At 67.1% G+C, this 11,958-nt stretch carries 12 protein-coding genes; 4 read left to right on the top strand and 8 right to left on the bottom strand.

Annotation, left to right across the window (positions count from 1 at the left end; genetic code table 11):
* Positions 1–31: 31 nt before the first annotated feature.
* From E0H75_RS23550 to E0H75_RS23535, 4 genes are all read left to right on the top strand, one after another.
* On the top strand, positions 32–1,081 hold the full coding sequence (locus E0H75_RS23550; RefSeq protein WP_131515794.1) for a LacI family DNA-binding transcriptional regulator: 1,050 nt from the start codon (positions 32–34) through the stop codon (positions 1,079–1,081).
* A gap of 92 nt (positions 1,082–1,173) precedes the next feature.
* A complete protein-coding gene (locus E0H75_RS23545) occupies positions 1,174–2,475 on the top strand; it encodes an extracellular solute-binding protein (protein ID WP_131515793.1) in 1,302 nt (433 codons plus the stop codon).
* A 13-nt stretch (positions 2,476–2,488) separates the two neighbouring features.
* Positions 2,489–3,433: a carbohydrate ABC transporter permease gene (locus E0H75_RS23540; RefSeq protein WP_131515792.1), complete on the top strand. Its 945-nt coding sequence runs from the start codon at positions 2,489–2,491 to the stop codon at positions 3,431–3,433.
* Complete coding sequence (locus E0H75_RS23535; RefSeq protein ID WP_131515791.1) at positions 3,430–4,311, top strand: carbohydrate ABC transporter permease; 882 nt, start codon at positions 3,430–3,432, stop codon at positions 4,309–4,311. The genes E0H75_RS23540 and E0H75_RS23535 overlap by 4 nt, the downstream gene beginning before the upstream one ends.
* Before the next feature lie 629 nt (positions 4,312–4,940).
* Here E0H75_RS23535 and E0H75_RS23530 read toward each other — a convergent pair.
* The 8 genes from E0H75_RS23530 to E0H75_RS23495 form a co-directional block, all read right to left on the bottom strand.
* Positions 4,941–5,291 carry a YciI family protein gene (locus E0H75_RS23530; RefSeq protein WP_131515790.1) on the bottom strand — a complete coding sequence of 117 codons (351 nt, stop codon included), beginning with the start codon at positions 5,289–5,291 and terminating at the stop codon, positions 4,941–4,943.
* Positions 5,292–5,375: 84 nt separating this feature from the next.
* Positions 5,376–5,819 (bottom strand): carboxymuconolactone decarboxylase family protein, encoded by a 444-nt coding sequence (locus tag E0H75_RS23525; protein ID WP_238163229.1) that lies wholly within the window; start codon positions 5,817–5,819, stop codon positions 5,376–5,378.
* 44 nt (positions 5,820–5,863) lie between these two features.
* Positions 5,864–6,646, bottom strand: coding sequence for a sugar phosphate isomerase/epimerase family protein (locus E0H75_RS23520; protein WP_131515788.1), 783 nt, complete (start codon positions 6,644–6,646; stop codon positions 5,864–5,866).
* Positions 6,647–7,498 (bottom strand): carbohydrate ABC transporter permease, encoded by an 852-nt coding sequence (locus E0H75_RS23515; RefSeq protein ID WP_131515787.1) that lies wholly within the window; start codon positions 7,496–7,498, stop codon positions 6,647–6,649. It abuts the gene before it with no gap.
* A complete protein-coding gene (locus E0H75_RS23510) occupies positions 7,488–8,438 on the bottom strand; it encodes a carbohydrate ABC transporter permease (RefSeq protein WP_238163228.1) in 951 nt (316 codons plus the stop codon). The genes E0H75_RS23515 and E0H75_RS23510 overlap by 11 nt, the downstream gene beginning before the upstream one ends.
* Before the next feature lie 5 nt (positions 8,439–8,443).
* Positions 8,444–9,754 carry an ABC transporter substrate-binding protein gene (locus tag E0H75_RS23505; RefSeq protein ID WP_131515786.1) on the bottom strand — a complete coding sequence of 437 codons (1,311 nt, stop codon included), beginning with the start codon at positions 9,752–9,754 and terminating at the stop codon, positions 8,444–8,446.
* Between the two features lie 10 nt (positions 9,755–9,764).
* Entirely contained in the window at positions 9,765–10,907 is a 1,143-nt protein-coding gene (locus E0H75_RS23500) for a mandelate racemase/muconate lactonizing enzyme family protein (protein WP_131515785.1), read from the bottom strand.
* 12 nt (positions 10,908–10,919) lie between these two features.
* On the bottom strand, positions 10,920–11,945 hold the full coding sequence (locus E0H75_RS23495) for a hydroxyacid dehydrogenase (RefSeq protein WP_202873134.1): 1,026 nt from the start codon (positions 11,943–11,945) through the stop codon (positions 10,920–10,922).
* Positions 11,946–11,958: the final 13 nt, after the last annotated feature.

Below are 11,958 nucleotides of genomic sequence, written 5' to 3'. Positions count from 1 at the left end.
TGACAACGCGGCCAGATGTGACAATGGCGGCATGCGTGCCACCGTCAAAGATGTCGCCAAGCTGGCCGGGGTGTCCCCGAAGACGGTGTCGAACGTCATCAACGGCGTCGTGTTCGTCCGTCCGGAGACGCGCGCCCGGGTCGAGCAGGCGCTGGCCGAGCTCGACTACGTTCCGAACATGAGCGCCCGCGGCCTGCGCAACGGCCGGTCCGGGATGATCGCGCTCGCGCTGCCCGACCTGCTCCGCCCGTACTCCGCGGAGATCGTCCATCTCGTCGTGGAGCTCGCGCACGAGCGCGGCTGGGGCGTGCAGATCGAGCAGACCGCGGCCGAGCCCAAGCGTGAGTTCGAGTTGCTGTCCAAGGCCCGCGCGTACCTGGTCGACGGCCTGATCCTGAACCCGGTGAACCTCGACGACAGCGCCGTACTGTCGGCCGGCCCGCTGCCGCCGCTCGTGCTGATCGGAGACGTGGACCAGGACCTGGTCAGCCAGGTCGCGATCGACAACGTCGCCGCGGCCCGAGACCTCACCAAACACCTGCTGGCACAGGGATGCCGCCGGATCGCCGTCGTCGGTACGCCGGAGGTCCCGCGCGGCTCGAGTGGCGCCGGCGTCCTGGCCGGCTCCGCCGAAGCCCCGGGTACGGCGGCCTCCCGGCTGCGGACCGCCGGCTACCACCAGGCGCTCGAGGAGGCCGGCGTACCGATCGATCCGGCGCTGGAGATCGGGCTGGACCGGTGGCGGCCCGAGGGCGCGGCCACGGTGGTGGGGAAGTACCTCGCCGAGCACGAACTGCCGGACGCGTTCTTCTGCTTCACCGACACGATCGCGTCGGGCACGCTGTCGGCACTGTGGAGTGCGGGCATCGCCGTGCCTCAGCAGACGCTGGTGGCCGGGTTCGACAACATCCTGGAAAGCCAGTTCATGATCCCGCCGCTGACCACCGTCGACTTCGACCGGCGCGCGTTCGTCGAGGCGGCCCTCGACCTGCTCGGCGAGCGGATGAGCGACAAGAACACGGCGCCACGCCGGGTGATGGTCCCGCACCGCATCGTGATACGCAACAGCACCACACGCTAGCGGACACATTTCAGCAGAAATCCACACCGGCCTCTTGTGGAGTGGATTCTAACGATGTAATCATCGGTCCCGCCGCCCGAAGGAGAGACCGTATGACATCGCTTGATCGGCACATTTCCCGGCGTCGTCTGCTCTCCGGAGCGGCCGCGCTCGCTGGTGGCGGGATGCTGTTCGGCTGCGCGCCCGGTGCGTCGCGGTCGACCTCGAATCTCGACTACTGGCACCTGATGACCGGTGGTGACGGCATCGTGATGGCCGGCCTGGTGGACGCGGTCAGCGCGGCGAACCTCGGCTTCCACGCGACCCAGACGGTGCTCGCCTGGGGACCGCCGTACTACACGAAGCTGGCGATGGCCTCGGCCGGCGGCCGGGCTCCCGACGTCGCGATCATGCACGCGTCCCGGATCGCCGGCTACGCACCTGGCGGACTGCTCGAGCCGTGGGACCTCGACCTGCTGGCCGAGGTCGGCCTGAAGGAAAGCGACTTCCCGCCGCTGGTGTGGCAGAAGGGCATGTACGACGGCAAGCTCTACTCGATCGCCCTCGACACCCACCCGTTCGTCCTCTACTACAACACCGAGCACGCCACGAAGGCCGGCGTCACGGATGCGCTGCAGACGATGAAGAGCCCGGAGCAGTTCACCGAGGTCGCCACCAAGATGCAGGAGGTGACCGGGAAGCACGGTGTCTCGTACGGCTATCTCGGCGACGGCTCGCAGATGTGGCGGCTGTTCTACACGTTCTACCGGCAACTGGGCGCGGAGATGAAGCTCGTGCCGGGCCAGAAGGCACAGGTCGACGAGGACGCGGCCGTGAAGGCACTGTCCTTCGTCCAGTCGTTGCTCGACGACAAGATCGCCAGCCGCAGCGGCGACGGCGGTACGGCGACCAGCGAATTCCTGCACGGCGAGAGCGGGCTCTTCTTCGGCGGCGTGTGGGAGCTGCCGGTGCTGAAGGACGCCAAGATGCCGGTCGACGCCCGTCCGATCCCGACCCTGTTCGGCACCGATGCGGCGTACGCGGACTCGCACACGTTCGTGCTGCCGCGGCAGTCGAAGGCGTCACCGGAACGCCGCAAACATGTGTACCAGTTGGTGGCCGAGATCTTGAAGCGCTCGGTGAAGTGGGCCGGCGCCGGTCACATCCCGGCGTACCAGCCGGTGGTCCGGAGTCCGGAGTACCAGGAGCTGAAGCCGCAGTCGAACTACGCGGGCATTCCGGCGTACGTGAACTACGACCCGGATGTGTGGTTCGGCGGCGCGGGCAGCGACTTCCACAAGTACTTCGCCGAGAACGTGCAGAACGTGTACCTCGGCAGCGGGGATCCCGCCGCCGGGTTCGAAGGTTTCGTCAAGCGGCTGAACGTGCTGCTCGACCGTCCGCAGCCGGTGTGAGAGGAGAGCCATCATGTCGACCGCCATCGACGCAACCACCACGCCGGCCGAGGTCGTTGCCGAAGGCCCCGGATCCGGCCAGGACCGGGCCCGGCGCGGCGAGAGCCTGACCGGATGGGCCTTCGCGGCACCGTTCGCCGTGCTGTTCGTACTGTTCCTGGTGGTGCCCGCGATCTACGGGCTCTACCTCAGCTTCACCGGTGAGACGCTGACCGGCTCAGGTGGTGAACTGCTCGGGTTCGCCAACTACGCCGAGGCGCTGACGGACCCGGACATGTGGAAGTCACTGGGCAACACCCTGTGGTTCACGGTCCTCAGCACGGTTCCGCTCGTCCTCCTGTCACTGGCCTTCGCGCTGCTGGTGAACCTCGGGCTGCCGGGGCGCTGGCTGTGGCGGCTGTCGTTCTTCCTGCCGTACCTGCTCGCCTCGACCGTCGTGGTGATGTTCTGGTCCTGGATGTACAACCCCAAGCTCGGGCTGATCAACGGCGTACTGGGTGAGTTCGGGATCGCGCCGGTGGCCTGGCTGCAGGACCCGAACGTCGCGATGATCTCGGTCGTGGTCACCACGCTGTGGTGGACGATCGGGTTCAACTTCCTGCTCTACCTGGCCGCGCTGCAGAACATCCCGGAGCAGCAGTTCGAGGCGGCCGCGATCGACGGCGCCGGCAAGTGGCGGCAGCTGTTCTCGATCGTGATCCCGCAACTCGCGCCGACCACCGCGCTGATCGTGACGCTGCAGATCCTGGCGTCGCTGAAGGTCTTCGACCAGATCTACATGCTGACCAACGGCGGTCCGGCCGGCGCGACCCGCTCGATCGTGCAATACATCTACGAGTCCGGTTTCACCGGCTACCGGTTCGGCTTCTCGTCGGCCATCTCGTACCTGTTCTTCGCGATCATCGTGCTGGTGTCGCTGGCGCAGTACAAGCTGATCAACCGGAGGAACGCGGCATGAGCACGTATTCGCTGGCGCGGAACATCAAGCAGGGACACAAGCCGGGCGAGAACCCGTGGAGCGTGTCGCGGGTGGTGGCGCTGCTGGTGCTGGCGTTCCTGGCCGCGACCTGGCTGGTGCCGTTCGCCTGGGCTGTGCTGACCTCGCTGAAGAGTGAAGCGGACGCCGGGGCGTCGACGATCAGCCTGAATCCGCCGGACGGGCTCGGATTCGACGCCTATCGCAAGGTGCTCTCGGCCGGCGACATCCCGTCCTGGGCGTGGAACAGCCTGATCACCTCGATCGCGATCACCTTTCTCACCGTGGCGGTCTCGGCGCTGGCCGGCTACGCGTTCTCCCGGGTCAGTTTCACCGGGCGGCGCTGGCTGTACGCCGCGATCATCGGCGCCATCATCATTCCGCCGCAGATGCTGATCGTGCCGTTGTTCCGGCAGATGCTCGCCTTCGACCTGGTCGACACCTACTGGGGCATCATCCTGCCGCAGACGATCGCCCCGGCGATGGTGCTCATTCTCAAACGTTTTTTCGACCAGATCCCGGTCGAACTGGAGGACGCGGCCCGGGTGGACGGCGCGAATCGGCTGCGGGTGTTCTGGTCGATCGTGCTGCCGTTGTCCCGCCCGATCCTCGCGGCGGTGGCGATCTTCGTCTTCATCGGTGCCTGGAACAACTTCCTCTGGCCGTTCATCGTCACCACCGACGCGGACCTGATGACGTTGCCGGTCGGCCTGCAGACGGTGAAGAGCGCCTATGGCCTGCAATACGCGCAGAACATGGCCTCGGCGATCCTGGCGGCATTGCCACTGGTGGTGGTTTTCCTGTTCTTCCAGCGCCACATCATCAAAGGTGTCGCGACGACGGGCTTCGGCGGCCAGTAAAACGCACTACCCGGGGGTATTCGTGGACAGCGGTCCCGGCACGCGGGATTCCGGTCACGATCCCTTGAAATGGCCGTCACTCTCAGCAAGGCTTCCCTGATCACTTCCGCGTTCTTTCCGAGGGTGGACTGAACGGGGGAGTGTGCGGCTGCTGCCTGCGTGGTGGCCGCGCCAAACCGCCACTCGGGGGTAACAACAAGAGAAGGGGGACGCGTGTCAGCGATGACAAGGCTCGCCGAGCAGTGCCGTGATGTGAGGAGTCACGGCAAAGCAGAGCTCGGACGGGCTTCGATCCAACCAGCGGTCTGCACCGGCATCCACGAGGTGAACTCGTCGATTCCGTTGGGCCGGCCGCGACGCGTGGCAGTGCTCAGACTGAGCAACGGTATGACGACCACGTTGCGACTCGGCGAAGGCGCCCCAGCGCCGGAGCGAGGCGCCACTGTGTTCGTCCGGGGTGGCCGGGGCATGGGTGACCAACCTGCATCAGGTGGAGTCATCCTCGCGTCGGCAGGCCCGAGCTGAAACCCAGCGGCCAAGCACAGAGCTGAGTGACTCGCCGGTCTCAGATCCCAACGCCGAGCTGAGGCCGGCAAGTTTCTGGAGCCGTCCCTCCCTGCGGACGGCCCTCAGTCCTCCATCGGATCGGTCAGCGCGCGAATCTCGATCGGAGAGTACGGAGCCTCCGGCAGCCGGGCCGCGATCTCCGTCGCCCGCTCCAGACTGCACTCCACCAAGTAGTACCCGGCCAGCACTTCCTTCGCCTCGGTGAACGGTCCATCGGTGACCGCCGGGATTCCGTCGTTCACCCTGACCACTCGGGCGCTCGCGGTGGTCAGCCCGATGCCGTCGACATACTCGCCGTTCGCCTTCAGTTCCTCGGCGAGGACCCGGTGCTGGTCGAGCACTTGCTCGATTCCCGCGGCGTGCAGGGCATCCCAGGTGTCGGTGTTCCCGTAGATCAGCAGCATGTATTTCATCGCGAATCTCCGTCCTGTCCTGGGTACGTCGGAGCGCCGGTGCCCTTCTCGACACCGGCGCCCAGACTATGTGCAGCCCAAGTCCTACCAGGTGGCTCCGGCCGGGGTACGGACGGTGGTGTTGATCCGGTTGAACATGTTGGTGAGCGCGATCATCATCACGATCCCGGACAGCTGCCGCTCGTCGAAGTGCTCGGCGGCCGCGGCCCAGATCTCATCGGTGACAGCGCCCGGCCGGTCGGCCAGCCGGGTCGCGGCCTCGGTGAGCTCGAGCGCCGCACGCTCGGAGGCGGTGAACAGGTCCGAGTCGCGCCAAGCAGCGACCTGGTGCAGCCGCTCGTCGGTCTCGCCGTTCTTGAGCGCCGACTTGATCCCGCCGAACACGCAGGGGGAGCAGCCGTTGATCTGGCTGGCCCGCAGGTGCACCAGCTCGAGCGTCGCTCCCGGCGCGCCGGCCTGGGCGATGGCCTTGTAGATGTTCTGGACGCCCTTGGTGGCGTCCGGGAGGATCTCGGCGGGGTTCGTCATCCGTGCATTCATGGGAGGTTTCTCCAGGTTCCGTGGTGTTGTCTTCACTCCCTCGACGGATCCCGGCGCGATGATGTGACAGCGGTCCGGAGATCAGTTCTCACACGTTCCTCGACCGGCACACTGAGGTCGGAGTACTGGCCGGTGAGACAGATCGGTCCGGTGTACTTGAGCTTCTCCAAGGCGGTGAACACTGCGGTCCAGTCGGACAGTCCTTCGCCGGCCTGGCCGAAATACGTCTTCCAGCCGTCGTCGGTGCGGACGTAGTACGCGTTCTTCAGGTTGACGATGCCGATCCGGTCGGCGCCGAGTTCGAGGGTGACGGCGGGATCGTCACCGGCCAGCGCATCGTGCGCCGCGTCCCAGACGAGCTTGAAGGACTCGGGCAGTCCGTCGAGCAGTTGCAGTACTCCGAGCGTCGACGCCACGAACCGCCCGTGATGCGGCTGCACCCCGACCTGGACGCCGTACCGCTCCACCAGTACGGCGGCCTCCTCGAGCAGCACGCGATTGCGTCGCACCGATGCGGCGTACCCGTCCGGTCCCACGTCGGCCATGATCCGGATCATCGGTACGCCGGCCTCCGCACAAGCGGCGAAGACGCGCTCCGAGAGATCACTGGCAACGCTGATCGGCTCGATGCCCTCGGCTCGCAACTGTGCCGTGAACTTCGGCAACTCGGTCTCCGCCGCGGCCGGGGTGAGGTAAGCGATGTCGCGGACCGGGATCTCGGCGCCGGCGAACCCGAGACCCGAGACCAGCCGGCCGAGCTCGTCACCGGGCAGCCCTGCCCAGGGTTTGGTGAAGACGGACCACAGATAGGTCATTCAGCGGCCTCCCAGCCCACTCATGGTGATACCTCGGACGAACCAGCGTTGCGTCAGGAAGAACAGGATGATCAGCGGGACCGTGGTGACGGTGGCGGCCATCAGCAGCAGGTTCCACTGCGTGCCGTTGGTGTCCTGGAACACTTGCAGCCCGACGGACGCCGTCCGGGTCGCGTCGCTGTTCGAGATGACCAATGGCCACAGAAGGTTGTTCCACTGACCGATGAACTTGAACACCGCCAAGGTCGCGATCGCCGGGACCGCCAGCGGCACGATCACGCGGATGAACGCCTGCCACCGGTTGGCGCCGTCCAGCCGGGCGGCCTCCTCGTAGTCGCGCGGGATGCCGAGGAAGAACTGCCGGAGCAGGAAGACCCCGATCGCGGTGAACGCGTGCGGCAGGATCATGCCCGGCCAGGTGTCGATGCCGTGCAGTTTCGCGACCAGCACGAACTGCGGGATCAGCGTCACCTGCGACGGGATCATCAGCGTGGCCAGATAGATGCCGAACAGCCAGCCCCGGCCGGGGAAGTTCAGCCGGGCGAACGCGTACGCCGCGAGCGCCGCCGTCACGGTCTCCAGCAGGGTCGTCCCGCCGGCGAAGTAGACGGTGTTCAGCAGGTACTTACCGAGCGGCACCAGTTCGAAGGCGCGCGTCAGATTCTCCGGATGCCAACTGCTCGGCCAGAACGACGGTTTGGCGGCCATCGACTCAGCGTCGGACTGGAACGCGACCAGCACCATCATCACGACCGGGATCAGCGTGAGTGCGGTGACCAGGAAGCAGGCGAAGACAATCAGCTTCCGCTGGACGACCTTGTTGGAGACCAGAGGGAGAGCTTCAGTTGTCATAGTGGACCAACCTCTTCTGGAAGAAGAACTGTGTCGCGGTGATCAGCACGATGAAGGCGAACAGCACCAGCGACTGTGCGGCGGCGTACCCCTGGTCGTAGTTCTCGAAGCCGGTCCGGTAGATGTACATGACCAGCGTGGTGGTGCGGGTGCCCGGGCCGCCGTTCGTCATGATGAGAGCCTGGTCGAACACCTGGAACGAGCCGATGATCGAGGTGACGATCACGAAGAACAGTGCTGGTGAGAGCATCGGCAGCGTGACGTTCCGGAAGCTCTGCCACGGCGAGGTGCCGTCGACGCGGGCGGCCTCGTAGAGCTGTTGCGGGATTGCCTGCAGGCCGGCCAGGAACACGACCATGCCGAACCCGAAGCTCTTCCAGACGCTCATCAGGATCAGCGCCGGCATCGCCCAGTTGTCCGAGATCAGCCAGGCCGGGCCGTGGATGCCGAACAGCCCGAGTACGGCGTTCACCAGGCCGTCGTGCGGGATGTAGAGCCAGATCCAGACGAACGCGACCGCCACCGTGATCGTTGCGTAGGGCAACAGCAAGAGCGAGCGGAAGACGGCGATCCGGCGCAGACCCTGATTCAGCAGCAGCGCCAGCGCGAGGCTCACCAGGATCGTCAGCGGCACGCTCACGAAGGTGAAGTACGCCGTGTTGCCGAGCGCCGACCAGAAGGTCGGGTCCGGGCCGAGGCGGGCGAAGTTGCGCAGGCCGGCCCAGGTGGGTGGGCTGAACAGGTTCCAGTCGAGCAGCGAGATGACGCCGGCGGCGACGACCGGGCCGGCGGTGAAGATCAGGAATCCGATCAGGCTCGGCAGCAGGAACAGCCAGGCGGTGAGCGACTCGCGGTTGCGCCAGCGTGGCGTCGGTTTCGAGGTAGGGCTTGGAGATACGGCGGTCGCCGGTACGGGTTCGGTGGTGGTGGTCAGGGCCATCGGGATCACCCCCTCCTGGCGGTGGCTTGGCGGATGTTGTCGAGGTGCTGCCGCATCAGTACGTCGAGACGCGGGGTCACCCCGGCGATTGCCTCGGGCACCGGAACCTGACCGAGGAAGGTGCGGGGCAGATCCTGGCCGAGCAACTGCTTGACCTGGTTCCAGTTCGTGGTGACGTCGAACGGGTGTCCGCCGGCCACCTTGCCGGCCAGGATGTCCTGCACGATGCCGAGGTTGTCCGGCGGCGGCTGGAACGCGCTGCCTGCGCTGAACCGGGCCGGGTTGTTCCGGCCGGCCTTGGCGTAGATGTCCAACGCGCCCGTACTGGTCAGGGTCTTCAGCAGCTTCCACGCGAGGTCGAGATCGGCACCCTCGCGCACCCCCGATGGAATCGCGAAGCTGGAGCCGGAGACCCGCGGCGTGCTGCCGGCGGCACCGGCGGGGAACGGGATGATGTCCCAGTCGAACTTGGCCTTGCGGACGTTGACGACCTGCCACGGGCCGTTCTGCATGAAGGCGACATTGCCCTCCAGGAAGTTCGACAGCGAACTCTCGGTGACCAGGTTCTTGATCGGCGGCGTGACCTTGTCCTTGACGAACAGGTCGATGACGAACTGCAGCGCCTCCATCGCCTCCGGCTCGCCGAGGATGCTGCGGGAGGCGTCCTCGCTCATCACGTTCCCGCCGGCGCAGTAGATCCACGACACCAGGTCGTCGATCGCCGGTGCGCAGGTGAAGCCGTACTGGTCCGGCGCGTGGGTCAGCTCGACGGCCAGTTCGCGGAACGTTGCCCACGGCATCGGCTCGGTCCGGGACGGCAGTGCGATGCCCTGCTTCTGCAGCAGGCTCTTGTTGTAGTACATCACCGTCGGCGCGACGTCGAACCCGATCGCGTACGTCTTGCCGTTGAAACTCGAGATCTTCTGGATCGGCTGGTAGAAGTCGTCCAGGTCGAAGTCAGAGTCACCCTCGATCAGGTCGTCCAGCGGCCGGTGTGCACCGCGGGCGGCGTACGTCGGGATGAGCGTGCCGTTCAGCGCGGTCACCAGGCCGGCTGTCCCGCTCACGAGTTGGAGGTCGAGCTTGGTCGGGTAGGGGCCGGACGGGGTCAGGGTCGGGACGGACTTCACCTTGAGCTGCTGCTCGACGTACGCGCTGAAGTCCTGCCAGACCTTCCGCTCCGCGGCGCTGCTCGACCACATGGCCCAGGTGGCCGACCCGGCCGGTGGACCGGACGAGCAGCCGGCCACGGCCAGCCCCAGACCGGCCAGGCCGGTCAGTTCGAGAAAGCTGCGGCGGGACAGCTTCGTGCTCATGGGTTTCTCCTCACCGATAGAGCAGGTCGATCGACTCGGCGCGGATTCGCTCCTCGTCGACCTGAACGCCCAGTCCAGGGGCGGTGGGGACCGTTGCGACGGCCTTGGTGATGCTCAGTCCGTCGACGTACAGATCGGACAGCAGTTCCGGCCCGTTGAGCTCGGCGGGCAGCGCGAGCTCGAGCTGACTGAACACGTGCAGCGCGGCGGCGAATGCGACTCCGCAGTCGGTGAGGCCGCTGGCGAGGATCTCGAGACCGCCGGCCAGCGCGGTCTGGGCGGTCTTGAGTGCGTTCCGCAGGCCGCCCGACTTGCAGACCTTGATCACGACCAGGTCCGCGGCGTCCAGCCGGATCGCCCTGGCCAGGTCCTGGGCGGAGAAGCTGCCCTCGTCGATCGCGATCGGCAGGTCGATCAGTTCGCGCAGCCGCTGCATCGCGAGTGTGTCCGTGCTCGGCACGGGTTGCTCGACGCAGTGGATCGTGTGGATGTCCCTGGTCCGGTCGAGCAGTTGCCGCAGCGCGCTGGGGCGGTACGACTGGTTCGCGTCGAGCCACAAGGGCTTGCCGCCGGCCACCTCGGCCACAGTCCGGATCGCCTCGGTGTCCGCGTCCAGGTCGCCCCCGATCTTGACCTTGTACGCCGGGTAGTCCGACGACTTGATCGCATGGTCGCGGACCGCCTCCTGGTCGCCGACCCCGATGGCCGAGCAGAGCGGGATCTCGTCGTACACCTTGCCGCCGAGCAGCGCGTGCACGGGGACGCCGGCGAGCTTGCCGGCCGCGTCGTGCATGGCGACGTCGACGGCGGCGCGGGCGAACGGGAAGCCGTTCGAGACCGCTGGGCTGAGGCGCTTGGCGGCGCGCTGGTGGAAGAGCTCGACGTCGAACGGCGTCAGCTCGAGCAGGATCGGGGCGAGGTGCCGCCTGATCACGACGGCCATCGTCTCGGCGGTCTCGTAGCTCCAGCTGGGCAGTGCTCTTTGCTCTCCCCACCCGACGACACCGTCCTCGGTGGTGAGCTTCACGAACACCACCGCGGCGGCCTGGTCCGGAGCCGCGCCGGGGGAGCCGACGGCTCCGCTGCCGAGCACGAACCGGCGGGCGAACGGCACCGCGACCGGGAAGACTTCGACCTGGGTGATCCGGGACATGCGGTCCTCCTTTCAGGCCGCGATCGACCAGACGGCCGGATCGACGAAGCTGGGTCCGCGAGTGCCGTCCTCGAGCCACTTCAGCGCGTCGGCGAGCACGTAGCCGGCGAGGGCGAGGTGACCTTCGACGGTGTCACCGGCGACGTGCGGGCTGAGCAGCAGGTTGGAGGCCTGCAGGGTGGTGGCATCGAAGGACGGTGGCTCGGGGTCGTAGACGTCGAGTGCGGCGTACAGGCGTCCGTCGCGCACGTGGTCGAGCAGCGCTTGCTGGTCGAGCGCGGGTCCACGGGACGAGTTCACGACGACCGCACCGTCGGGGATCCGCTGGATCAGCTCGCGAGTGATCATGCCCTTGGTCTCCGGCACGTTCGGGACGTGGATCGTCAGGAACGCGCTCTCGACCGTCTCCTGCAGTTCGGCGGTGCGGACGCCGAGCTGGCTCGCGCGCTCGGCGGTGAGGTACGGGTCGTAGACGACGAGGTCGCAGTGGAAGGGCTGCAGCAATGTGATGAGAGCGCGGGCCGTGCTGCTCGCGCCGACGATGCCGACCTTGGCCCCGGCGAGTTCGTGGCCGCGGTAGTCGGTCTGCTTCCAGCCACCTTGCCGGATCGCCTGGTCGAAGCGGGGGAGACGACGTGCCAGGGTGAGCATCGAGGCCAGGCAGTACTCGCCGACAGACCAGGCGATCCGCGGTCCGGCCGAGAAGACGGCGACACCCTGGTCGAGGATGACCGGGTCGATCAGGTTCTTGACCGTGCCGGCCGCGTGCGCGACCACCTTCGGTCCGTTGCCGTCGGCCCACAGTTCCTCGCCGAGGTGCGGCGTACCCCAGCTGGTCAGGAGTACGTCGGCGCCGGCCACCAACCCGGGCACGGCTGCCGGGTCCAGCGCCGGCGGTTTGCCGGGCGTCGCCGGTCCAGCGGCGTGAGCGGGCTGCGCCCAGACGACCTCGAACCGGTCCTCGAGCAGCCGGCGGGTCTGCGGGTCGACCACGTCGTCGGCACGTTCGGGGGACATCAGGGCAACGAGTTTCGGCACCGTGGGGGCTCCT

It is taken from the genome of Kribbella capetownensis, assembly GCF_004331485.1.
GTDB lineage: Bacteria > Actinomycetota > Actinomycetes > Propionibacteriales > Kribbellaceae > Kribbella > Kribbella capetownensis.
The sequence above is the reverse complement of the archived record's forward strand: the minus strand, read 5'-3'. Positions and strand labels throughout refer to the sequence as shown.